26 protein-coding genes and 1 tRNA gene are annotated in these 23782 nt (G+C 37.5%); 18 read left to right on the forward strand and 9 right to left on the reverse strand.

Features of this window, described 5'->3' with window-relative positions; translation table 11 throughout:
- Nucleotides 1–133 precede the first annotated feature (133 nt).
- Entirely contained in the window at nucleotides 134–841 is a 708-nt protein-coding gene (locus EZL74_RS06575; protein ID WP_131475810.1) for a murein L,D-transpeptidase catalytic domain family protein, read from the forward strand.
- Here EZL74_RS06575 and EZL74_RS06580 read toward each other — a convergent pair.
- Both EZL74_RS06580 and EZL74_RS06585 read right to left on the reverse strand, forming a co-directional pair.
- Entirely contained in the window at nucleotides 830–2416 is a 1587-nt protein-coding gene (locus EZL74_RS06580) for a L,D-transpeptidase family protein (RefSeq protein ID WP_131475811.1), read from the reverse strand. The genes EZL74_RS06575 and EZL74_RS06580 overlap by 12 nt on opposite strands.
- The gene (locus tag EZL74_RS06585) at nucleotides 2409–2846 is read right to left on the reverse strand and encodes a GNAT family N-acetyltransferase (protein ID WP_131475812.1); all 438 of its coding nucleotides are present in this window, start codon (nucleotides 2844–2846) and stop codon (nucleotides 2409–2411) included. The genes EZL74_RS06580 and EZL74_RS06585 overlap by 8 nt, the downstream gene beginning before the upstream one ends.
- 156 nt (nucleotides 2847–3002) lie before the next feature.
- Between EZL74_RS06585 and EZL74_RS06590 the strand changes: the two genes are divergently transcribed.
- Nucleotides 3003–3075 (forward strand) — tRNA-Gly (locus tag EZL74_RS06590).
- 121 nt (nucleotides 3076–3196) lie between these two features.
- Here the strand turns inward: EZL74_RS06590 and pepE are convergent.
- On the reverse strand, nucleotides 3197–3904 hold the full coding sequence (gene pepE, locus EZL74_RS06595; RefSeq protein WP_131475813.1) for a dipeptidase PepE: 708 nt from the start codon (nucleotides 3902–3904) through the stop codon (nucleotides 3197–3199).
- Nucleotides 3905–4079: 175 nt separating this feature from the next.
- Between pepE and EZL74_RS06600 the strand changes: the two genes are divergently transcribed.
- Genes EZL74_RS06600 through EZL74_RS06625 form a run of 6 tightly spaced genes read left to right on the forward strand, consistent with a single transcriptional unit; the run spans nucleotide 4080 to nucleotide 9326 of the window.
- Entirely contained in the window at nucleotides 4080–4823 is a 744-nt protein-coding gene (locus tag EZL74_RS06600) for a hypothetical protein (protein WP_131475814.1), read from the forward strand.
- 17 nt (nucleotides 4824–4840) lie between these two features.
- Nucleotides 4841–5593 carry a hypothetical protein gene (locus EZL74_RS06605; RefSeq protein ID WP_131475815.1) on the forward strand — a complete coding sequence of 251 codons (753 nt, stop codon included), beginning with the start codon at nucleotides 4841–4843 and terminating at the stop codon, nucleotides 5591–5593.
- A gap of 4 nt (nucleotides 5594–5597) precedes the next feature.
- A complete protein-coding gene (locus EZL74_RS06610) occupies nucleotides 5598–6107 on the forward strand; it encodes a DUF6702 family protein (RefSeq protein WP_240034569.1) in 510 nt (169 codons plus the stop codon).
- Between the two features lie 60 nt (nucleotides 6108–6167).
- On the forward strand, nucleotides 6168–8402 hold the full coding sequence (locus tag EZL74_RS06615) for a M1 family metallopeptidase (RefSeq protein ID WP_131475816.1): 2235 nt from the start codon (nucleotides 6168–6170) through the stop codon (nucleotides 8400–8402).
- Nucleotides 8403–8445: 43 nt separating this feature from the next.
- Nucleotides 8446–8769 carry a Sec-independent protein translocase subunit TatA/TatB gene (locus tag EZL74_RS06620; protein ID WP_131475817.1) on the forward strand — a complete coding sequence of 108 codons (324 nt, stop codon included), beginning with the start codon at nucleotides 8446–8448 and terminating at the stop codon, nucleotides 8767–8769.
- Nucleotides 8769–9326: a phosphatase PAP2 family protein gene (locus tag EZL74_RS06625; protein WP_131475818.1), complete on the forward strand. Its 558-nt coding sequence runs from the start codon at nucleotides 8769–8771 to the stop codon at nucleotides 9324–9326. The genes EZL74_RS06620 and EZL74_RS06625 overlap by 1 nt, the downstream gene beginning before the upstream one ends.
- Nucleotide 9327: 1 nt before the next feature.
- Here EZL74_RS06625 and EZL74_RS06630 read toward each other — a convergent pair whose 3' ends face one another.
- The gene (locus EZL74_RS06630) at nucleotides 9328–9969 is read right to left on the reverse strand and encodes an O-methyltransferase (RefSeq protein ID WP_131475819.1); all 642 of its coding nucleotides are present in this window, start codon (nucleotides 9967–9969) and stop codon (nucleotides 9328–9330) included.
- A 62-nt stretch (nucleotides 9970–10031) separates the two neighbouring features.
- On the opposite strand from EZL74_RS06630, the gene rlmN reads away from it, so the two are divergent.
- A complete protein-coding gene (rlmN, locus tag EZL74_RS06635) occupies nucleotides 10032–11072 on the forward strand; it encodes a 23S rRNA (adenine(2503)-C(2))-methyltransferase RlmN (RefSeq protein ID WP_131475820.1) in 1041 nt (346 codons plus the stop codon).
- A gap of 55 nt (nucleotides 11073–11127) precedes the next feature.
- Here the strand turns inward: rlmN and EZL74_RS06640 are convergent, their stop codons facing one another.
- Nucleotides 11128–11991, reverse strand: a complete 864-nt coding sequence (locus EZL74_RS06640) for a hypothetical protein (protein WP_131475821.1) — start codon at nucleotides 11989–11991, stop codon at nucleotides 11128–11130.
- A gap of 108 nt (nucleotides 11992–12099) precedes the next feature.
- Here EZL74_RS06640 and EZL74_RS06645 point away from each other — a divergent pair, with 108 nt between their 5' ends.
- The 5 genes from EZL74_RS06645 (at nucleotide 12100) to dnaG (ending at nucleotide 17659) form a co-directional block, all read left to right on the forward strand.
- Nucleotides 12100–13077, forward strand: coding sequence for a polyprenyl synthetase family protein (locus EZL74_RS06645; RefSeq protein ID WP_131475822.1), 978 nt, complete (start codon nucleotides 12100–12102; stop codon nucleotides 13075–13077).
- 149 nt (nucleotides 13078–13226) lie between these two features.
- Complete coding sequence (locus EZL74_RS06650; protein ID WP_131475823.1) at nucleotides 13227–13787, forward strand: RNA polymerase sigma factor; 561 nt, start codon at nucleotides 13227–13229, stop codon at nucleotides 13785–13787.
- Nucleotides 13774–14514, forward strand: coding sequence for a hypothetical protein (locus tag EZL74_RS06655; RefSeq protein ID WP_131475824.1), 741 nt, complete (start codon nucleotides 13774–13776; stop codon nucleotides 14512–14514). The genes EZL74_RS06650 and EZL74_RS06655 overlap by 14 nt, the downstream gene beginning before the upstream one ends.
- 32 nt (nucleotides 14515–14546) lie before the next feature.
- Nucleotides 14547–15569: a coiled-coil domain-containing protein gene (locus tag EZL74_RS06660; RefSeq protein WP_131475825.1), complete on the forward strand. Its 1023-nt coding sequence runs from the start codon at nucleotides 14547–14549 to the stop codon at nucleotides 15567–15569.
- 101 nt (nucleotides 15570–15670) lie between these two features.
- Nucleotides 15671–17659: a DNA primase gene (dnaG, locus tag EZL74_RS06665; protein WP_131475901.1), complete on the forward strand. Its 1989-nt coding sequence runs from the start codon at nucleotides 15671–15673 to the stop codon at nucleotides 17657–17659.
- A gap of 29 nt (nucleotides 17660–17688) precedes the next feature.
- On the opposite strand, the gene EZL74_RS06670 is transcribed toward dnaG, so the two are convergent.
- Nucleotides 17689–18318 carry a response regulator transcription factor gene (locus tag EZL74_RS06670; RefSeq protein ID WP_131475826.1) on the reverse strand — a complete coding sequence of 210 codons (630 nt, stop codon included), beginning with the start codon at nucleotides 18316–18318 and terminating at the stop codon, nucleotides 17689–17691.
- A gap of 69 nt (nucleotides 18319–18387) precedes the next feature.
- The gene (gene nadE / locus EZL74_RS06675; RefSeq protein WP_131475827.1) at nucleotides 18388–19197 is read right to left on the reverse strand and encodes an NAD(+) synthase; all 810 of its coding nucleotides are present in this window, start codon (nucleotides 19195–19197) and stop codon (nucleotides 18388–18390) included.
- A 97-nt stretch (nucleotides 19198–19294) separates the two neighbouring features.
- Between nadE and gldB the strand changes: the two genes are divergently transcribed.
- Together gldB and gldC are read left to right on the forward strand one after the other, a co-directional pair.
- On the forward strand, nucleotides 19295–20257 hold the full coding sequence (gene gldB / locus EZL74_RS06680) for a gliding motility lipoprotein GldB (protein ID WP_131475828.1): 963 nt from the start codon (nucleotides 19295–19297) through the stop codon (nucleotides 20255–20257).
- Nucleotides 20250–20585, forward strand: coding sequence for a gliding motility protein GldC (gene gldC / locus EZL74_RS06685; RefSeq protein WP_161971709.1), 336 nt, complete (start codon nucleotides 20250–20252; stop codon nucleotides 20583–20585). Before gldB ends, gldC begins: the two co-directional genes overlap by 8 nt.
- Before the next feature lie 25 nt (nucleotides 20586–20610).
- Here gldC and yihA read toward each other — a convergent pair whose 3' ends face one another.
- Both yihA and EZL74_RS06695 read right to left on the reverse strand, forming a co-directional pair.
- On the reverse strand, nucleotides 20611–21228 hold the full coding sequence (gene yihA / locus EZL74_RS06690; RefSeq protein ID WP_131475829.1) for a ribosome biogenesis GTP-binding protein YihA/YsxC: 618 nt from the start codon (nucleotides 21226–21228) through the stop codon (nucleotides 20611–20613).
- Between the two features lie 44 nt (nucleotides 21229–21272).
- The gene (locus EZL74_RS06695) at nucleotides 21273–22037 is read right to left on the reverse strand and encodes an alpha/beta fold hydrolase (protein WP_131475830.1); all 765 of its coding nucleotides are present in this window, start codon (nucleotides 22035–22037) and stop codon (nucleotides 21273–21275) included.
- A gap of 387 nt (nucleotides 22038–22424) precedes the next feature.
- Between EZL74_RS06695 and mraZ the strand changes: the two genes are divergently transcribed.
- The gene (gene mraZ, locus EZL74_RS06700; RefSeq protein ID WP_131475831.1) at nucleotides 22425–22898 is read left to right on the forward strand and encodes a division/cell wall cluster transcriptional repressor MraZ; all 474 of its coding nucleotides are present in this window, start codon (nucleotides 22425–22427) and stop codon (nucleotides 22896–22898) included.
- The gene (rsmH, locus tag EZL74_RS06705) at nucleotides 22873–23781 is read left to right on the forward strand and encodes a 16S rRNA (cytosine(1402)-N(4))-methyltransferase RsmH (RefSeq protein WP_193553754.1); all 909 of its coding nucleotides are present in this window, start codon (nucleotides 22873–22875) and stop codon (nucleotides 23779–23781) included. The genes mraZ and rsmH overlap by 26 nt, the downstream gene beginning before the upstream one ends.
- Nucleotide 23782: the final 1 nt, after the last annotated feature.

Here is a 23782-nt window from a genome sequence, read left to right on the forward strand (position 1 = left end):
CACAATAAAAAACTAATATTTTCGTTATGGTAAAGAGTTAAGAATTGATTAAAATTTCTTCAAATATTTTGTTCCGAACAATATTTTATTAGTTTTGTCATCCCAAGTCTAATGTTTAAGCTTTTAAATGTCAATGAATTACAGAGTTTTGTTTCTTTTTGCTTTGGTGCTGCTTACCTCTTTCAGCAAAATTTCCGGCCCCGATAAACCCAAAAATTTAGCTTATGTTGCCCCGGCAAAATCAACCGCTAAGAGTGTTGCGGTATATGAGATGTTGAATGCCAATTCATTTGCTATGCCTAATCTGGAGTGTTTTTCAGAGGCCCTTGATGGATTTTACGCCCTGAAAGACAAAGGGATAATTCAAAAAGATATTCTTACGTTGATTGACTTTTCAAAATCATCCAACACCAAACGTCTTTGGGTGATTGATTTAAAAACCAATACGATTTTGTTCAATACCTTAGTGGCTCACGGAAGAAATACCGGAGAAGAATTTGCGCAGACTTTTTCTAATGCTGCGGAGTCTTTCAAAAGTAGTTTAGGGTTTTACGCTACCGGAGAAGTATACAACGGTAAACATGGTTTGTCTTTAAGATTAGACGGATTGGAAAAAGGAATCAACGACCACGCTCGTGAAAGAGCTGTAGTGGTTCACGGGGCTAATTATGTTTCAGAATCATTCATTAAAGGAAATAAACGATTGGGTAGAAGTCAGGGTTGTCCTGCCGTTCCGGTTGAAATGAACGAAAAAATCATTAATGTGATTAAAGATAAATCCTGTCTTTTTATTTTTCATCCTTCCAGAAGCAAGACCACGTTTGAAAAATTAGTATCTTAATTTTTTGTATAAATCTTCATCGAGATCATAAATATCGTCTCTGAAAAGCAATTTATCATTTTCACTCCAGGCAGTCCAGTACCAAAGATACAGATAAGTGGTGGCCTGAATTTTCACATTTTGTGTTTTACCGGTTTTTAGAATATCAGCAATTTTAGTTTTCGAATACTGAATAGTGTCGTTGAGCAGGTATGCAGTCAACTCGAGAGGGTTTTCCACACGTACACAACCTGAACTTAATGATCGGTTAGTTTTGTCAAAGTAATCCCGGTGGTTGGTATCGTGCAGATAAACCGAAAAGCGGTTGGGGAAAATTAGTTTCACCATCCCGAGTGAATTGTACGTGCCCGGACTCTGTACATAACGGTATCCTCTGGCTCTGGAGGCTCTCCAGTTGGCCGCTTCCACTATATTTCCATCCGCATCATAAACGGTTATGTTCTTATCGGCCAAATAATTTCTGTTTTTGAGGGTTGCCGGAATGACATCTTCTTTAATAATCGTGGGCGGTACCGTCCAGGTAGGATTAAAAACAGCATAACTCAACTTAGAAGATAATACGGGTGTTTTTCTCTTGGCCGAACCAACTATGATTTTGTGTGTTTTTACCGTATCATTGTCATGTACCACACGCAGTGTATAATCGGGAATGTTGATGATGAGGTATTGTTGGCCTAAATCCTGCTGGTACCATTTCCAACGTTCTAAATTGGCTATGATCTGATGTCTTCTCTGTTCTTTGGAAAAATTTAAAGCGGCAATGGTTCCTTTGCCTATAACACCGTCTGCGGCTAAACCGTGTCGGGTTTGAAATTTTTTGATGGCGGTTACAGTTCTCGAATCATATATGTTGGTTAAGCTGTCGGGCTTTTTTAAATCATTCCAATACATTAGTTTTTGTTTGATTTTTAACAAGACGTTGTTGGTGTCATTCGGAATAATTTTTTCTCCAAAAGTTATCTTTTTCAAGGTGTCTTTCGGAAAAGAGTTGAGGAGCACTAGGGCTTTCTTCAGTCTTTTATAAACCAAATGTTGGGGTTTGCAACTGTCAATAGAAGCCAAAAAATCAGTCGATTTGTAGCTGTTGAGCAAAATTTTGACAACATCGGTTTTCTTCGGATTCAATTCCCAATCTTTATATAAAGCCATCGGATTCAGTCTGCCCTGGCTGATATGCTTGATGTATTTTTGCAAATTATGCGTTAGCAACAAATCATAATCCACCATTTCTTTATCAGAAAGCAAACCGAATCTTTTTTCAAAATCATAGAGCTTTTTTATCTTATACTCTTCCGGATTTAGTCCTTCTTGAGAAGCTTGTGCCAATTCATTCAGAATGACTTTCCTGATGTTTGATGACTGCCACACGGTTTCATGCGCAAAGTGATTATAAAAGTCACTCAAAACCTGACGGTCAAATTTAGCATACAACGCAGTGTCTATTTTTAAAATCCGTCCTTCAGTAACGGCAGGCCTTTTGACCGTTTGTATCAAAGGAATTGCCTTGGGTTTCGGAACTTCGTTCTTACAGCCCATCACAGCCAATGCTAAAATCAAAATAAGATATTTATACATTTTTATACATTATAAAGTGAGTGCCGATGTCTTTAATCTCAAAGGAATCACCTTTGACCTGATAGCCCAGTTTTTCATAAAAGCCCACCGCATGACTTCGGGCGTTGAACCAAAGTAAGCAATTTTCCTCGTCTTGGAACAACTGTTCACAATACTTTAGCAACATTTCACCCAAACCTTTTCCCTGAAATTCCTTCAAAATAGCCATGCCCCGCAATTGCACCTGATTGGTTTCGGGAAAAAGAACCTGGCGGTTTTTAAAAAACGAGGCCACCCCAACGAGTTTCCCGTAGCCGAAAATGCCATAATGATGAGTTGTCGGAAGATTGTCGCCGTCAAAGTGGCAACTATCCACAGGTTTTCCGCTTCTGAGTACAGGATGTCGAACCGAAAAAGTATCCGGAGCAGCGATTTCCTTGATGGTATACATTTAATTCGAATAAAAATTTAAGGCAGTTAAAAATATAACATTTTCATTATAAAACGGTTGTGAGCGGATTCTTTTTGCGGCAAAAAACATTCAAAAAAAAGTAGAAAAAAAATTTGCATCAAAGGAAACTTATTCTATATATTTGCACTCACAAATGCGGAAGTAGCTCAGTTGGTAGAGCTCCAGCCTTCCAAGCTGGTTGTCGCGAGTTCGAGCCTCGTCTTCCGCTCAAAGAAAAGCCTTAACAATAGTTAAGGCTTTTTTTATTTGAATTAGGGCGTTGCCCCGAAACAAGTTCAGGGCCGCGCTTTCCGCAGTACACGGTACTTGCTCCAATCGCTAACGCAGTTTTATTTAATCCAGGACAAATCGCTTCCTGCTGCCAATTCCTCCGGAGTTTGATTTTGCCTGAATAAGCGGGCCGATAATTCGCCTTTTAAGATTATGGTTTCGCCCGTAACTTCCAGCCAACTGCCTTCGCGTAATCCTAAAACCGGTGTACTGTTAAAAGCATGAAACTCCTTAATACGGGTTTCGCGGGTTTCTCCCATGTGTTTGCTTTGCAAATCGGGGTCAAGATAATGCGGATTCAAATTAAACGGAATCAAGCCCAAGGTGGTAAAACTCGGCGGATAAATTATAGGCATATCGTTGGTGGTTTGCATCGAGATTCCGGTAATGTTGCTGCCGGCGCTTGATCCCAGATAAGGAGTTCCTTTTTTAACGGTTTCGGCCAAAATCTCCATCACTTTGTTTTCATATAATTGGGTAACCAATAAAAAAGTATTGCCGCCCCCGGTGAAAATTCCCTCGGCATTTTGTATGGCGGTTATCGGATCGGCAAATTCGTGTAGTCCTTTCACGCTTTTATTTATTTTGGCGAAAGCCGCACGAACATTCACAGTATAATCATCGTGCGAAATTCCGCCCGGACGCGCATAAGGGATAAACAGTAATTCGTTACAGGTTTTAAAATGAACTTCCAATGCAGGCAGTAAATAGTCTAAATAAGTTCCGCCATGAATGGTTGAGGTGCTGGCAATAATTAGTTTTTTCATTTGTTCTGAATTCTTTTCAGCGTCTTTTTTTCTGAAATAAGTTTGTTGCCCAAAAGTACTGTTTTTACGGCTTTTATTTAACAAAAAATTACCAAGCTGTTGGCATTTATTTAGGAAGAGCTTAAGATATTTTTACCCCTTATAAACCTGTCCGATGAACTTTTTTTTCAAAATAATGGTACTGTTGCTAATCACTAATGTGCTTTCGGCTCAAAACAATACCGTAAAAATGATAAAAGGAAAAGTTGTTTCAGAATCTGTTGATTTGGAAGGGATTTATGTTATCAATTTGAAATCTGAATCGACTGCAACAACCGAAAAAGGAGGGTATTTCAGTATTGCAGCGGCCGTTGGCGATACTTTGATGTTTTCGGCCATTCAAATCAAAGGGAAAAAAATACTCCTTTCGGATAAAGAATTTGCAAAAGACTTGGTTTTGGTGCCACTCGACCCCATGATTAACCGCCTGGATGAAGTCGTTGTCAAGCAGTATCCCAATATTAATGCGGTTTCTTTGGGAATTATTCCGGGAAACACCAAACATTACACACCGGCAGAGCGAAAACTCAAAACTGCTTCTGATGCTGATCCTAGCGCTTCACTGAATGGCATGGCGGGCGGCTCTGTGGGGCTGGATCCCTTATTGAATTGGATGTCGGGACGTACGGCAATGCTTAAAAAGGAAGTTGAAACAGAAAATAAAGAACTGCTGCTTCAAAAAATTGAAAACCTATTCGGTATGGATTATTTTACCGAAAAGCTGAAGATTCCGAAAGAATATGTCAGGGCATTTTGGTATTACATAGTAGACGAAACCCGATTTGTAAATGCGGTAAATGCTAAAAATAAAACGATGGCCACATTTGTTTTGGCTGAATTGGCCACAAAATATCTGGAATTACAAAAGGGCGATAAATAGATTTTTTATATTTGGTTATGAAAAGATTCCTGCTCATTATTATAGTTTTTTCGGCAGTCAAAAGCACGGCACAAGAACCACTGGTTTTATTGCGTGGAAAAATTGTTTCGCAAATCAAAGAATTGGGAGAAATAAATGTTGTTAATCTTCGTTCTGAGTCGGTAACGACCACATCAGACAACGGTAATTTTACCATGTTTGTTAAAGAACGGGATACTTTGCAGTTTACGGGTTTGCAAATACTTACCAAAAAAGTAGCGGTTACCTCTTCGGATATCAATAAGCAACTTTTTGTAGTGACGGTTGAACCCAAAGTAATTCCACTGGAAGAAGTTGAAATCAGACAATATCCCAACATTAATGCGGTTTCTCTGGGCATATTGCAAAAGCCGGCCAAGACCTACACACCGGCAGAACGAAAATTGAGAGCTGCAGAGGAGTTTCATTGGTACAGCCCGTTGTTAATTCCATTAGGAGGAATGAGTGTTGATGGGTTGATTAACTCCATAACCGGAAGAACTGCTATGCTGAAAAAGGAACTGCGAATAGAACGAAAAGAGTATTTGCTTCAAAAAATTGAATATTTATTTAAGCCCGAATTTTTTACAGAATCGTTAAAAATCCCCAAGGATTATGTCAGGGGTTTTTGGTATTATGCTGTGGAAGACCCAAAATTAGTTAGGGCATTGCAGGAAAAAAACAAAATGATGGCGCGTTTTATTTTTTCGGATCTTGCGACTCGATATAAAGAACTTTTAAATCAGAATTGACACCATGAGAGCAATTAAAATGATTTTGTTCGGAATTTTGTTCGGAATTTTGTTTGTGATGTTGAGTGCCATGAGTTGGCATCGTTTTTACACGGCTATTTATCAAGTTAATTATGTGCCTCAAAAGAAAATGGTACAAATCACAACCCGAATCTTTGTTGATGATCTGAACGATGCGCTGAAAAATAAATACCACAAAAAAACCTTTATCGGTGCCGAAAATGAAACTCCGGAAGATGTTGGTTTGATGAAAAAATACTTCTCTGAGAAGTTTAAACTGACCGTCAACGGACAGCTCAAACCGATGAATTATTTGAGCCGTGAGTTGGAAAATAACGTTGTGATTTGTTATCTGAGCATCAAGGAAATTTCCAAAATTACGTCTTTAGAAGTTGAAAATTCGATTCTTACCGAACTCCATCCTGACCAACAAAACATCATTCAGTACAACCATAACGGCAAGAAGCAAAGTTTGCTGCTAACCAGCGAAATAACTAAAGGAATGTTAAAATAATTTTTGAGTTCCGTTCTTCCCGCAAAAATATTTTACTTTTAGACCTTTAAAATAAACTGCATGAGAGGAATAAGCTTTGGGTTGTTGTTATTGATTTCGGGTTTTTTACAAGCTCAGGAAACTCCAAAACCAACCAAATCGGAGGGGAGAAACCCTGATAAGTTCAAACAAATGTATGATTTATTGGCCACGCCCAATATGTATCGTACCGCATCGGGAGCTCCCGGACCTGAATATTATCAGCAACAAGCCGATTATAAAATTGATGTGGAACTCGATGATAAAAATCAAAAATTATTCGGTTCCGAAGTCATAACCTACACGAACAATGCAAAGGAATCTTTAGACTATTTGTGGTTGCAGCTCGATCAAAATGAAAAGGCCAAAAATTCAAAATCGGGATTGGTTGACCCTAATAAAACCAATTCGGCAATTCCGGCACAAACCTTTTCAAGAAAATACCTCGAAGAACCGTTTGACGGTGGATTTAAGATTGAATATGTAAAAGACACTCAGGGAACCCCCATGTCCTATACCATCAACCAAACCATGATGCGCGTAGAGCTGCCCAAAGTTTTAAAGCACGGCGAAAAAATATCAATAGCCATAAAATGGTCGTATAACATTAATAATTATTTGTTAGACGGCGGTCGTTCGGGGTATGAGCATTTTGATAAAGACGGGAATAATGTGTACATCATAGCCCAATTTTATCCGAGAATGGCAGTTTACAATGATGTAGAAGGATGGCAAAATCAACAGTTTTGGGGCGCAGGCGAATTTGCACTTCCTTTTGGAAATTATGAGGTAAACATTACCGTTCCTGCCGACCACATTATGGAAGCCACCGGAACCTTACTTAACAGAGCTGAAGTGTTTACTGCAGCTCAAATGGCCAGATATGCCCAAGCAGAAAAATCATTTGACAAACCGGTACTTGTAGCTACCCAAGCTGAAGCCGAAGCCCGGGAAAAAGGGTTTTCAACCGCCAAAAAAACCTGGAAATTCAAGGCCGAAAATGTGCGTGATTTTGGAATAGCAACGTCTAGAAAATTCATTTACGATGCTATGGCTGTTAAGCTGGGAGGTAAAAATGTGATGGCTGTTTCAGTTTACCCGAAAGAAGGAAATCCACTTTGGGAGGAATATTCGACACGGGTGGTAGCACACACATTGAAAAGTTATTCAAGCCATACTTTTGATTATCCGTATCCGAAGGCAGTTTCTGTACATGCGCAGGATCAGGGGATGGAATATCCAATGATTTGCTGGAATTGGGGAAGACCCGATGAAGACGGCAAATATTCGGACAGAGTAAAAAACGGAATGATTAGTGTGATTACCCACGAAGTAGGACATAACTTCTTTCCTATGATTGTAAATTCAGATGAGCGTCAGTGGACCTGGATGGATGAAGGGTTGAATTCGTTTTTAGAATATGTGGCGTTGAAAGAATGGGATCCGAATTTCCCGGCGGATAGAGGTCCGGCCAAATCAATTGTACCTTATATGAGTGGAGATCAAAAAGGATTAGAACCTATTATGACCAATTCGGAGAGCATTCGTCAATTTGGTAATAATGCATACGGAAAACCGGCTGCCGCTCTCAATATTCTTCGCGAAACAGTAATGGGAAGAGAGTTGTTTGATTACGCATTCAAAACCTACGCCAATCGATGGAAGTTCAAACATCCTACTCCCGAAGATTTTTTCAGAACTATGGAAGACGCTTCTGCTTTTGATCTTGATTGGTTTTGGAGAGGTTGGTTTTATACTACTGATTACAATGACATCGGAATAAAAGAGGTGAAAAAGTTCTTTGTGAGTAATGAACCGCCGAAAAAAATCACCAATTACGGAAGAAAACGCAGAAATGCTGATCCTGGACCGATGGTTTATATGATTGCTGATGACAGCCCCGATTTCAAGCCTGAATTGAATAAGCCTTTTGATAGCAAGGATGTAAAAAACCTCAATGATTATATCCAGTCTCATTTTACCAAAGAAGAACAGGCTAAGTTGGACAATCCGAAATATTTTTATCAGGTAACGTTTAACAAGCCGGGTGGATTAGTGATGCCGATTTTGGTGGAAATTACATTTGAAGACGGGACTAAGGAGAATCATCATTTTCCGGCCCAAATATGGAGGATGAATGATGAAGAAGTGAGCAGAACATTTGCCACTAAAAAAATAATTTCAAAAATAATAATCGATCCGAAACAGGAAACGGCAGATATTGATACAACAAATAATTCTTGGCCAAAAACCGAGGAAAAATCAAAATTTGATTAAGAGAACTTTGTAACTTTGCAACTCATTTAGAAAAATTAAAATTATGTTTGGAATAGGTGGTGGCGAACTAATATTTATCATTTTTATTGCCTTGATGCTTTTTGGGTCTGATAAAATTCCCGATGTAGCCAGAGCTATCGGAAAAGGAATGGCACAAGTCAAAAATGCTACGAACGAAATAAAATCGGAAATTCAGAAAGAAGTAAAAGCACACGAAATAGATACTTCTGTAAGAGAACTGACTTCTACATTCAGCACCGAAGTAGATAAAGTAAAAGAAGGGCTGGACAGCAATTTATCTGCTCCTGTTCATAAAATCAGTGAGGAACTGGATGATTTGTCAGGCCCAATCAAACGCCAAATGTAATGCTCGAAAAGATAATCCATTTAGACAAAGAACTGTTTGTTTTTCTCAACGGATTGGGTTCTGAAACGTTTGATGGTCTTTGGTTGGCTATTACCAAACAGTTTTACTGGACTCCTTTTTTCTTAGTCGTATTTTATTTTTTGCAAAAAAAAATTGGTTGGAAAAACTTTGGGTTTTACGTGCTTTTTGTTGCAGTTTTGATTTTGGTTTGCGATCAAACGGCTAACCTTTTTAAGGATTTTTTTCAAAGACTGCGGCCGTGTAATGATGAAGAAATCAAACATATTATCCGGATTGTAAAATCAAGCGATACCTTCAGCTTCTTTTCCGGTCATGCAGCCAATTCAATGGCTACAACAGTTTTTACCTTTTTTATTTTAAGAAAAGAGTATAAATGGGCTTACTTGTTATTTTTATTTCCTTTAATTTTTGCTTATAGTCGCATTTATTTAGGTATGCATTTTCCGGGAGATATCCTTGCGGGTTATGCTTGTGGTGCCATTTTTGGGTTTGCTTGCTACAAATTATACGCAAAATACATCCTCCGCAAGGCGTGATTTAACGCACCCTCGAAACGGTTAATCCGTCTCTTATCGGCAGTAAAACGGTTTCTACTCTGGGGTCATTTTTCAGCAATTCGTTGTATTCCAAAATGGTTTTAGTGCTGCTGTCATTCGGTTTAACAGGTTCCAAAACTTTACCGCTCCACAACACATTGTCTGAAAGAATGATGCCGCCCTTGTTCATCATAGGGAGTATTAAGTGAAAATAGTTAATGTAATTTTGTTTGTCGGCATCAATGAAAACCAAATCGTATTTTTTGTTTAAAGTCGGAATAATATCCAATGCTTTTCCGAGGTGTTGAAAAATTTGACCGGACCATGGACTTTTATCAAAATATTTTCGTTGAAACTCCACTAATTCTTCTTCTACGTCCAAGGTGTCAATCGTTCCGTTTTCGGCCAAACCTTCGGCAAGACAAAGAGTAGCATAACCGGTATAGGTTCCAATTTCAAGAATGTTTGTCGGATGGATAATTTTGGAAAGCATACTCAAAACACGTCCTTGAAAATGACCACTCAACATGCGGGGTTGCAAAATCTTTTGATGTGTTTCTCTATTCAATTGCGCCAACAACTCAGGTTCGTTTTCTGAATGTTGTGCCACATAATGTTCTAATTCTTCGGAAAGGAAATGCATGACTTTATTTTTTACAAAAGTACAAATTAACAACTAACCAAAATATACCCTAAATTTGCGCCATGGAAACTGAGAAAAGAGACATCCGAAGTTTAACCAAAGCACAGTTGCGGGATTTTTTTGTGGCCAATGGCGACAAAGCCTTTCGCGGTAATCAGGTTTATGAGTGGTTGTGGAGCAAAGCTTCACACAGTTTTGACGACATGACTAATGTTTCCAAAGAGACAAGAGCCATGCTCGAAAACAATTTTGTAATCAATCACATTCAAGTAGATACTATGCAACGCAGCGAGGACGGCACCGTTAAAAATGCGGTTCGTTTGCACGACGGATTGATAGTAGAAAGTGTTTTGATACCCACCGAAACCAGAACCACTGCTTGTGTTTCGAGTCAGGTAGGCTGCAGTTTGGATTGCAATTTTTGTGCTACCGCCCGATTAAAGCGAATGCGGAATTTAGAACCCGGAGAAATTTATGATCAGGTAGTAGCTATTGACAGAGAAAGCCGTTTGTATTACAACCGCCCGTTGTCGAATATTGTTTTTATGGGAATGGGTGAGCCATTGATGAATTACAACAATGTGATGAAAGCCATAGACATGATTACTTCGGAAGAAGGATTAGGAATGTCACCCAAGCGAATTACGGTTTCTACTTCAGGAATTTCCAAAATGATCAGAAAGATGGCTGATGATGAAGTGAAATTTAAATTGGCTGTTTCCTTGCATTCGGCTATCGAAGAAACCCGCAACAGAATTATGCCGTTTACCAAAAATTTTCAACTTCCCGAATTAAAAGAGGCTTTGCTTTATTGGTATCAAAAAACCAAAAGTAAAGTTACTTATGAATATGTGGTTTGGAAAGGGATTAATGATGATAAAGCTTCGATTGATGCCTTGGTGAAATTTTGTAAATATGTGCCCTGTAAGGTTAATTTAATAGAATACAACCCCATAGATGACGGTGAGTTTCAACAGGCACACGATAGTGCCATTGATCATTACATCAAAGCTTTGGAACAAAATGATATTGTAGTCAAAGTTCGCCGAAGCCGCGGAAAAGACATAGATGCTGCTTGCGGTCAATTGGCCAATAAATCATAAAAAAAGTCCCGATACTAATGTAATATCGGGACTTCTTCCTTTTATAATTGTTTTTTTAATTTCCAAAAGTAAAGGCTGTTGGAGTTCCGCCATCGATAGATATGGTTGCATTGTTGTCACAAGTTCCGGTGCCATAATCTAAAACTGCAGTATGGTTTGGTTTAGTAATCGTAAGTATTCCTGATACAATTCTATATTGACAATTCATCTCAATTCGCAGAGGGCTTGCATCGGTAACTGTATTGGTATGTGTAGCACCGTTTGGTTTTGTGGTAGTAATGTTTTGAGTAATTAAATACACATTGTCGTGCCAATTCATTGGAGAAGTGAAACCATCTATACATTCTCTTTTTCTTGTTCCTACTCTAGTGTAAACATCGCCATTCGGAAAAGTAAACGTCATATTAATATCCATTACATGAATTGGGTGGTTTGTTGCTAAAAGCGCACTGTTTGTGAAAGTACGCGTAATCGTTTTGTTGCCTTCAATTAAAATATTGTTGTGTCGGAAGTTTACAAATTGGTAATTAATGACATAAGAAGGGGTGTTAAAATTTAAGCTACCACTAACAATAATACTTCCCTCCAATACGTTTCCGTTAGGCATGGTGCAACCACCATTGGCAAATACTATGGTTCTTGTCCACGTTGTGGCTGTTACTTCTGTTGTTACTGTTGCACAAGAAGGTAAGATGGATACATAACTTGCAGTAGTTTTACCTGCTGCTGAAGGATTTTGTTGTAAATATTGATCTTCTACTATTTCAGAAACATCGTTCGATGCTTGATCCATTTTGTTACTTGCTTTCACATCATCACTGGTAAAAGCTGAGTCGCTAGTGCTGCTGTCTTTCGAGCAGCCGGTCAATGAAAAAACAGCTATTAATGCTATTATTCCAAGTAAGATCTTTGTTTTCATAAGTGTAGTGTTTTCTAGTTTGGTGGTTAAGACGATGTTAAAACCAAATGGTTTAATCACAAATAAATATTTTTTGCAAACGCTGGCTTTGTTGTATATTTGAAAGCGATGAATATCACTTCACAAATAAAAAAACCCATTCAGCAGGAAATGGAACTTTTTGAAAAAAAGTTCTACGAATCCATGACGTCTAAGGTGGCATTACTCAATCGGATTACCTATTATATCGTCAATCGAAAGGGTAAACAAATGCGTCCCATGTTTGTTTTTCTTACGGCTAAAATGTTGTCTGAAGGCAAGGTAAATGAAAGAACGTATCGCGGAGCCAGTGTTATTGAACTCATTCATACGGCAACTCTAGTGCATGATGATGTAGTAGATGACAGCAACCGTCGTCGTGGTTTTTTTTCGGTAAATGCCTTGTGGAAAAATAAAATTGCCGTTCTGGTTGGAGATTATTTGTTATCAAAAGGATTGTTGCTTTCTATTGATAACGGCGATTTTGATTTGCTTCGAATCATATCAGTAGCCGTTAGGGAAATGAGTGAAGGCGAATTACTTCAGATAGAAAAAGCCCGACGGTTAGATATCGTTGAAGAAGTGTATTACGAAATCATTCGAAAAAAGACGGCTACATTGATTGCTTCTTGCTGTGCACTTGGCGCCAAGTCGGTTTCAGAAGACGAAGGTCAGGTAGAAGCCATGCGTAAATTTGGAGAACTTATCGGAATGGCATTTCAAATCAAAGATGACTTGTTTGACTATACCGATGATGCTATCGGTAAACCAACGGGAATTGACATCAAGGAACAAAAAATGACTTTGCCTTTAATTTATGCTTTGAACAATTGCAGCAACGAAGAAAAAAAGTGGTGCATCAATTCGATTAAAAACCATAATAAAGACAAAAAACGGGTTAAGGAAGTTATCCAATTTGTGAAAGATAAAAACGGTTTGCATTATGCCGAGAAAAAAATGGTGCAATTTCAAAAAGAAGCCCTTCAAATCCTCGAAAATTTCCCCCAATCTGAATACAGAGATGCTCTTTCACTCATGGTGAATTATGTCATAGAACGAAAAAAGTAATTTTTTTTCAAATATTTATTTGTTCTAAATCCTTGATTTTACTGGGTTTTTTAATTTTTAAATCTTCAAATTGTAAAATTTTCAAATCTTCATGCAACCATTTTTCAACGGCATGCGTCTATGCCAATAGAACACTCTAACCAAAAGTTTTGAAAGTAATCAACTTACATAAAGATGAAAAAGAACTAATCGGATTGGCCGTCGAAAATAACCGACATGCACAACATCAGATTTATTCTAAGTTCGCTCCCAAAATGTTAAGCGTCTGCCGTCAATATGTTAAAGATGTGCATCAAGCTGAGGATATTATGATTACTGCTTTTATGAAAGTGTTTACCAATCTGAAAAATTTTGAACACAAAGGAAGTTTTGAAGGTTGGATCCGTCGAATCATGATTAACGAATGCATTTCTTTTATCAGAGCGGATAAAAAGGTAAAATTTATTGAGGACGAAAATTTCTTTGAAGAAAGACATAACAATATTGAAAGTCAATTTTCGGTAGATGATATTCAGTTTTTAATTGATAATCTACCCGACGGTTATAAAATGATTTTTAATTTATATGCAATTGAAGGCTTTAAACATCAGGAAATTGCCGCTATGTTGGGAATAAGCGAAGGAACCTCCAAATCACAATTGTCCCACGCCCGAAGACTGCTTCAGGAGCACATAACCAAACTTAAAAACTATGACAATGGAACCGAATAAACTAGAAAAACAGTTCAGAGAAAAACTGAATACCAGAGAAATTCAGCCCTCAGCACAAGCTTGGGATCGATTGGATGCTATGCTTTCGGTTGCCGAAGAAAAAAAAACAAAACGACCTTCTGGCTTTTTGTTTATTGCTGCCAGCATTTTGGTTTTGGTAACGCTTGGTACCTTTTTCTTCACTCAAGACGCTACAAGAATTCACCCTCAAGACAACAATAGTGTGGTGGAAACAGAAATCAAAAAAGATACAAATCAAGGCTCTGTAAAAAACAATCAATTGCCAGTAGTTAAAAATGAAAAAGATACCGAAGCAATCGCTGTAACAGCTAACCAGTCATCAAATAAATCATCAATCATCAATCAAAAAACAACAGTAAATCAAAAAGACAATGCTTATCAAAGTCAAATCATCAAGGAAAAAGAAATAGTTTTTCAAAATTCGGGTGACGTAGCATTGAAGGACTTACCCAAAATTGTTGACACCAAAGAAACCATTGCGGTAAAAAGAGAAATAGTTTCTGATGCCGACTTACTGGCGGGTTTAGATGCAGCAGCTAAAAACTCAGCGTCTAAAAATTCAACAATGAAAGTCGATGCCAAAAGTTTGTTGTCACAAATTGACGGAGAACTCAATCAAACTTTCCGAGAAAAGACGTTCAACAAGCTAAGCAAAAATTACCAGGAAATTAAAGTGGCTCTGGCCAACCGAAACAACAAAGAATAGCAATCATCAATTTTAAATTAATCAACATTATCATGAAGAATTTTATTATTTATGCCTCATTGGCACTGACCTTTCTGGTTAGTAAGGCAACAGCACAAGAAGCTACTTTTGAAATGAAAGCCCGACTAATCGCTAATAAAATAGAAGCTATTACTAAAGAAGAAAAAGGGGCGTTAAAAGAAGAAATTGAAGCCGTAAACAAAGAATTGGAAGCGGGGACGATTACCAGAGAGCAAGCAGATGCGAAAAAATTATTGTTAGCAGAAACCCGCTCTAAGAATATTGAAACCCGTATTGCACAAGCACAAGAGGAACTGAAAAATTTGGTGCAGCAAAAAGTAGACGGAAAATTGAAAGACACCAAGACCAAAACATTCACGTTTAATTTTGTTAGCGATACCGTCAAACGTCCGGAGCGCAGAACGACTTCTCAGTTTGTGTTTGCTATGGGGGTAAATAATTTGGTGACCGATGGTGCTGTGGCGAATTCAGATTATCGTTATTGGGGTTCTCACTTTTACGAATGGGGTGTGACCTGGAATACCCGCTTGATGAAGAATGACAATCTCCTGCATTTGAAATACGGAATGTCATTGATGTACAATAACCTACGTCCGACAGATAACCGCTATTTTGTGGTGAATGGGGATCAAACAGATTTAGTGGAAAGTCCGATTCATTTAGAAGATTCACGTTTCAGAAACGTGTACATCACCACGCCACTTCATTTAGAGTTTGATTTTACTAAAGCAAAAACGGATAAAGAAGGAAAAAAAATATTCCGTACGCATGAGAGTTTCCGATTCGGAATTGGGGGTTATGCCGGAGTTCGCGTCAAATCAAAACAAATCTTGAAATACGAAGACGGCGGACGCGATGTGACTCAAAGAACCAGAGGGAATTTCAATGCCAATGATTTTATTTATGGGGTGAGTACTTACTTGGGGTATGGTGCTACAAGTATCTATCTGAAATACGATTTGAATCCTTTGTTTAAAGACAACGCCATCAAACAAAACAATATCTCATTGGGTATTCGTTTTGATTTAAACTAATTTGTTTGAGTTAATTTTATACTTCGAAAGATGTTTCAGTAATGAAGCATCTTTTTTTTATGTATTTTTACGCTCTTTCAATTTTTCAAAAAAAACTAAGTTTGATCAGTCGCGAAACCATAGATAAAGTATTTGAAACGGCCCGTGTTGAAGAGGTTATAGGCGACTTTGTACAACTCAAACGCGCCGGTAGTAACTTCAAAGGCTTGAGCCCGTTTTCAGATGAACGCTCACCTTCTTTTATGGTATCACCGGTAAAACAAATTTGGAAAGATTTCAGTTCGGGTAAAGGTGGGAGTGTAGTTACTTTCTTGATGGAGCATGAACATTTTACGTATCCTGAAGCCATCCGGTATTTGGCAAATAAATATAATATCGAAATAGAAGAAACCGAAGTTTCTCCGGCTGATAAGTTAGAAGCGAACGAAAAGGAAAGTCTCTATTTGGTTTCGGAATTTGCCAAAACTTATTTTCAGGAATCGCTCTTAAATACCGAAGAAGGGAAGGCTATAGGCTTGTCCTATTTCAAAGAGAGAGGTTTTACGAATGAGACAATTGCCAAATTCGGCTTAGGATATTCACCCGAATCCTGGGATGCTTTTACCCAAGAGGCTTTGGCCAAAGGATACCAATTAGAATTTTTAGAAAAGGTTGGATTGACCATCGTTAGAGAGGATGGCAAGCATTTTGACCGATTTAAAGGTCGTGTCATGTTTCCTATTCAAAGTTTATCCGGGCGGAACTTGGGTTTTGGCGGACGAATTTTGACCAATGATAAAAAAGCAGCTAAATATTTAAACTCTCCAGAGAGTGACATTTACCATAAAAGCAAAGTGCTGTACGGTATTTTTCATGCTAAACAGGCCATTGCCAAACAAAACAATTGTTATCTAGTAGAAGGTTATACCGATGTTATTCAAATGCATCAGGCCGGCATTGAAAATGTAGTGGCTTCTTCGGGAACTGCCTTGACTCCTGATCAAATTCGATTAATCAATCGATTAACCAAGAATATTACGGTGCTTTTTGACGGAGATGCCGCTGGTTTAAGAGCCTCTGTAAGAGGAATTGATTTGATTTTGGAAGAAGGAATGAATGTTAAGGTTTGTACGTTTCCCGATGGTGATGATCCGGATAGTTTTGCCCGGAAAAATTCATTTGAAGATCTGACACACTATTTAGAAAATAATGCGAAGGATTTTATTCAGTTTAAAGCTTCCCTTTTGATGGATGAAGCAAACAACGATCCGATAAAAAAGGCTGATTTGATTCGGGACATGGTGGTGAGTATTTCTAAGATTCCGGACAGAATCAAAAGAGAAATCTACATACAGGAAACGGCCCGAATTATGGATATTTCTGAACAGGTATTGCTCAATACTTTGGCGCAAATGGTTCAGAAAGATATTTCAGAAGCCGGGAAAAAACTCAAAACCGAACAAAAAGCATTTGAAGTTGTTAAAAATGATGTTCCGGTTACCGGTGAAAAATTAGATATTTTATCCAGTCTCGAAATCAGTATCATCAGTATTTTGGTTTTATATGGTAATTTGGAAACCAATTTTGAAAACATCTACATTAGTTTTGACGAAGAAGGCAATGAAGTGGAGGTAAAAGAAAAAATCAAATGTAAAATTTCGGAACGGATTTTTTTGAGCCTTCAGGAAGATGAAATCAGTTTTACAAATCCGTTATTTCAGGAAATTTACAACGATTTAATTCACAATTATCTCAACAATACAGATTTTGACTTGGTCACGTATATGAATTCTTTGCCCGAAGAGCAGGCTAGTTTTATTTCCAACTTAATCATGGAAAACGAGCGCTATACATTGGCAGGTTGGTTAGAAAAAAAACAGGTTTTTGTGAAAGAGAAAGATTCCGAGGAAGTCTTAACCAATTTAGTAACAGAAACATTAATTTCTTTGCGCGAATATCTAATCAATAAACTGATTGTTGATTTGATGCAAAATTACAGTAACGATGCTGAAAATGACTTGGAAGAAATAAAGTCAACCATCAACGATTATAACAAACTAAAGGTGAGTTTGACCCACAAAATAGGAAGAATACGTTCAACCTACTTATAAAAAAACCCGCTCAAGGCGGGTTTTGTTTTTTAAACGATTTCCAAAGTTTTAGCTTTGTTAACAAGGTCAACCAAGTTAGTTACGTTTAATTTCGTCAACAAACGAAGCTTATATGTACTAATGGTTTTTTCGTTAAGTGCTAAAATTTTAGCAATCTCGTTGTTCTTCTTGCCATCACTCAAAAAACGCAATACTTCAATCTCTCGGTTAGAAAGTTTTCGGTACAAACGCTCTGATTTGTTTTGCTTGGCAATAAGGGCCAGATTTCTCTTGATTTCTTCGTTTAGGATAATTTGTCCCTGATGTACTTTGACAATAGTTATACCTAAATTTTCAAGCTTTGATGTCTTGTGAACATATCCGGCACATCCTGCTTTAATGGCATTTGGTGCATAGATGTGTTCCGACAAACTACTAAATACGATAACTTTGGTTTTTGGAAAGTTTCTGATGATTGACTTGAGTTCATAAATACTCTTCAATCCTTCAAGCTCTAAATCGATGATTAAGACATCAATTTCTTTGTTTCTTAAAGCATCTGGAACCATGAAAAAATTTCCTACGTTTGAAACTATGCTAATTTCAGGATGATCCTTGAAGTAAGCCTTCATTCCAAAGTGTACAACCGGAAAGTTGTCAGCAATACATACATTTATCATAATTGTGGTATTTGATAAAAAATTAATAGAAATTTACTGTAAAGTTAAAAAATATATTATATAAAATACTTAATATTTTATTTTTTTTGGGATTAAACATACAGGAATTGGGTTCATTTTGTGTTGATTTATAGTGTTTAATCTTTTATAAATTACAAAAACCTCACGTTCTCTTCCTGAGTAATCTTCCTCTTTTTTGTTGTTTTCAAATTCAGTCATCGCCCATTCAAGTTCATCATAACTCGCTCCGATTTGTTCTTCATCTGTTCTTGAATCGCCAAACAAACCATCAGTTGGTGCTGCATTCTGTATTGATTTCGGAATGTCTAAATAAGTCCCTAAAGCATACACATCACTTTTCATCAAATCAGCAATCGGACTCAAATCAACCCCTCCGTCCCCATACTTGGTAAAGAAACCAATGCCAAAATCTTCTACTCTGTTTCCGGTTCCCGCTACTAATAAACCGTGTATACCGGCAAAGTAATACAAGGTGCTCATGCGCAATCGGGCTCTTGTATTGGCTAGCGACAAATCTAACTTTGTAGAGTCATCACTTCCCGGCACTACCTTTTTAAAGGTTTCAAAAACAGTTGTCAAATCGGCTTCTGCATGATGAACATTCGGAAATTTTTTTTTCAATTGTTCAATATGTTCTCTGCCGCGACTCACTTGTGAGCTGTCCTGATGTATCGGCATCTCAATACACCATGTGGGTAAACCTGTTTGCGCACACAATGTTGAGGTTACTGCCGAATCAACTCCGCCCGAGATTCCGATAACAAATCCTTTTGTTTTAGATTTGGCTGAATAATCTTTCAACCATGAAACAATAAAGGTGTTCACTTCCCCTACCTTGATTTTACTTTTTTTAGTCATTTCTTATGAAAATTTTTGAAAACTGCAATGTATATTTGCAAAAGTAAAAAAATCACCTGCCTTTTGAACTGATTTTCACTGTATAAATTTTGTAATGATGAAAAAACAAATTCTGGTCCTGCTTTTCGTTTTAGCCTTTATTTCTTGTGATAAGAAATCAAAAGTAGAGAAAGCTGTTGAGCAAATTCCGGTAGAACTGAAAGTAGATCGGTTTGACAAGGCTTTCTTTGAAGCCACTCCCAAGGACTTGCCTAATTTGAAAGCGGAATATCCTTTTTTCTTCCCGGAAGGGGTTGATGATAAGGTTTGGATTGAAAAAATGCAAAATAAAGATTGGAGGGATTTGTATGCCGAGGTTAAAAGAAAATATCCTGATTTTGGCAAACAAACCAGTGAAATAGAGGATTTATTCAAACATTTTAAATATTATTTTCCCGAAACGGTGATGCCAAAAATTTACACGGTTATCGGAGAAATGGATTATAACACCAAAGCAATTTATGCCAATGACAAATTAATTATAGCGCTTGAGTTGTATTTAGGGAAAGATGTCAAATTCTATACTTTTCCTGAGTATTTGAAACAAAACTTCGAAGAGCGTCAAATGATGCCCGATATAGTGTCAAGTTTTGCCCTGCGAAAAATACCGCCTCCTACAGACAAAACATTGTTGTCAAACATGATTTATTACGGTAAAGAATTGTATTTAAAAGACATGATGCTGCCTGAGTATACTGATGCGGAAAAGATAGGATATAAGCCGGAACAGATAACGTGGTGTCAGGAAAACGAAAGTTACATATGGCGTTTCTTTATCGATGAGAACCTGCTTTTTGATACCGACTCCAGATTGCCGAATCGCTTCATCAATTTGGCTCCTTTCTCAAAATTTTATCTGGAAATTGATAACGAATCTCCAGGAAGAGTAGGACAATGGGTCGGTTGGCAAATCGTGCGCTCATTTATGGAAAATAATGAGGTAAGTTTGCAGGATATGCTGAAAATGGATGCCAAACAAATATTTGAAAAATCAAAATACAAACCCAAAAAGAATGAGTAAAATAATAAAATCCGAAATAAAATTCCTGGTCGAATTAGACGAAAACCGAGTGCCCGAAAAACTCTCCTGGACAGCACAGGACGGCGGAGTAGAACAAGAAGAAGCCAAAGCGGTTATGCTTTCCATTTGGGACAGTAAGGCACAGGAAACACTCCGAATTGATTTGTGGACCAAAGATATGCCGGTAGATGAAATGAAGTTGTTCTTTCACCAAACATTGACAGCAATGGCTGATACTTTTCAAAGAGCTACTGCCGACGAAAAAATGGCGGACACTATGAGAGATTTCTGTGATTATTTTGCCGAAAAATTAGAACTGAAACAATAAAAAAGCGGTCAACTGACCGCTTTTTTTATAATGAATTGTTTTTGAACATTTCTTCATTTACTCCGTCAATGAATTCTAAAAGTTGCTCTCTTCCGGTTGATTCAAGCGATGAGGTAACAAAATATTGAGGCATTTCTTCCCAGTTATTCGCTAAAATAGCTTTGCGATAGGCAGCAATATTCGAGTCAATTTTAGTTTTACTGATTTTATCCGCTTTAGTAAAAATGATACAAAAAGGCACCTCAATCTCCCCTAAATAGTTGATGAACTCCAAATCTATTTTTTGGGCTTCCAATCGGATGTCAATCAAAACAAAAGCACAAACCAATTGTTCTCTTTTTTCAAAATAATCTGTGATGAATTTTTGAAACGTTTCTTTGGTTTTTTTCGAAACTCGGGCGTAACCATATCCGGGTAAATCCACCAAGAACCAATTCAGGTTTATTTTGAAGTGATTGATTAGCTGTGTTTTACCTGGTTTTCCCGATGTTTTCGCCAAATTTTTGTTATTGGTCAACATGTTGATTAATGACGATTTCCCTACATTGGAACGACCAATAAAAGCATATTCCGGCAAAGGATCTTTCGGACATTTACTCACATCAGAATTACTGATGATAAATTCGGCTGAATTGATTTTCATTGGTTTTTATTTAAAATAAAAAAGCCCTAAAAAGGACTTTTAGTTTACAGATGTACTTCTTTTAACCATTCGTGTAACAAGCGGTTGAATTCATCCGGGTGCTCCATCATGGCAGCGTGGCCGCATTTGTCAATCCAATATAAAGAGGAATTGGGCATCAGTTTATGAAATTCTTCCGCTACTTCCGGAGGAGTTACTTGATCATTTTTCCCCCAAATGATACAAGTTTTCACGTGCATTTTCGGTAAGTCTTTTGCCATGTTGTGACGAATGGCACTTTTGGCAATCGTCAGGGTTTTAATAACTTTCATGCGGTCATTAACCACCGAAAAAACTTCGTCAACTATTTCTTTAGTGGCTACTTTAGGGTCATAAAACACAGCTTCCGCTTTTTTCTTGATGTACTCGTAATCGCCTCGTTTAGGATAACTGTCTCCCATGGCGCTTTCGTATAGTCCGGAACTTCCGGTAATAACAAGTCCCGCCACTTTTTCAGGATACATTTTAGAATGATACAGAGCAATGTGTCCTCCCAGCGAATTTCCTAAAAGAATTACCCGGTCAAAGCCCTTGAATGTGATGAAGTCTTTTACGTATTTGGCAAAAGCCTTTACGTTGGTTTTCAGTATGTTTTGAGTGTAAATTGGCAATTCTGGAATTACTATTTTGTATCCTCTGGTTGAAAAATAATCAGCTACCCCGCTGAAGTTGCTTAAGCCTCCCATCAAACCGTGTAAAACGACAATTGGTGTGCCTTCACCTACTTCGAAATAAGAATACCTGCCTTCTTTTTTAAAATTTCCGTTCATATAATTTTTCGACTTTACATCGGCAACAAATATATGATTTTATAGCTAAAAACACTTTTATGACAGGAATATTTACGCCATCAATGAACAATTTACCATACTTTTTTTGATGTGATTTTTGGTTTGTCTGAAATAAGATTAATGAAATTCTTTCTGTTTAAAAAATCAATTTTATGTAACAAAATGATTAAAAATCAGTTTTTTATGCGGTTTTTTCTTTCGTCTTAAGCTTTTCATAATAATTTGTTAAAAAAACAACTCTTTTGCTTTCAAAGTGTTTTTGCCAAAAACCGTAATGAAGTGGTAAAACTTATTAACAAAGTGGTATTTTGTGGTAAATTGTGGTAATTATTTTTATATTTTTGCTGATAATCAAAACAAATTTCATTGAACTCTATAATCGGAACATACGAATGCAAAGTTGACGCCAAAGGAAGGCTTATGATTCCTTCGGCTTTGAAGAAGCAACTGGCTGGTTCTCTTCAGGATGGCTTCGTCTTGAAACGTTCCGTTTTCCAACCTTGTTTGGAGTTGTATCCAATGACCGAATGGAGTTTGATGATGCAAAAAATCAACAAACTCAATCGATTTGTAAAGAAAAATAACGACTTCATTCGTCGTTTTACGGCTGGAGTAAAAGTGGTTGAAGTAGATGATTTGGGGCGCTTGTTGATACCGAAAGATTTGGTTGCTTTTGGTAAAATTTCCAAAGATATCGTGCTTTCTTCTGCTGTCAATATCGTTGAGATTTGGGATAAAGACTTGTATGAAAAATCAATAGCCGGCGACGACATTGATTTTGCTGATTTGGCTGAAGATGTAATGGGAAATATAAATGATGATGACAATGGAATATCATAATCCGGTTTTGTTGAAGGAAACGGTCGATGGGTTGAATATAAAACCTGACGGGGTTTATGTGGATGTGACTTTTGGAGGAGGCGGACATTCGAAAGAGATTTTGAGAAGATTGGGTCCCAATGGGAAATTGTTTGGTTTTGATCAGGATGAGGATGCTTGGGCTAATGCCTTGCCGGATGACCGATTTACTTTGATTCAGGAAAACTTCAGATACATCAAGCGTTTTTTGAGGTTTCATGGAATAAAACAAGTGGATGGGATTCTGGCCGATTTAGGGGTTTCCTCGCACCAATTTGATGTCCCTGAAAGAGGGTTTTCTACTCGCTTTGATGCCGATCTAGATATGCGGATGAGTAAAAAAAATGAACTGGATGCCTACAAAGTAATCAACGAATACGATGAGACGAATTTGAGAAGAGTTTTTTTGGATTACGGCGAATTGAAAGTTGCTCCTGCTTTGGCAAGAACAATTATTGAAGCAAGAGAAAAGAAGGATATCAATACAACAGATGAATTAAAATTGATTCTGGCTAAATTTTTACCGGAACAATTCAAAAATAAAATTTTGGCTCAAATCTATCAGGCCATAAGAATAGAAGTGAATCAGGAAATGGATGTTTTAAAAGAATTTTTAGAACAATCCCTTGAAATATTGAAGCCGGGAGGAAGATTAAGCGTGATTTCATACCACTCGTTAGAAGATAGATTGGTTAAGCGATTCATGAAAAATGGTTTGTTTGAAGGAGAACCCGAACGCGATTTTTTCGGAAACTTTTCGGTTCCGTTCAAATTAGTCGGGAAGCTGATCGTTCCCGATGAGGCTGAAATCAAACTGAATAACAGAGCCCGCAGTGCTAAATTGAGAATAGCAGAGAAAATCTAAG

It is taken from the genome of Flavobacterium silvisoli (assembly GCF_004329815.1).
Classification (GTDB): domain Bacteria; phylum Bacteroidota; class Bacteroidia; order Flavobacteriales; family Flavobacteriaceae; genus Flavobacterium; species Flavobacterium silvisoli.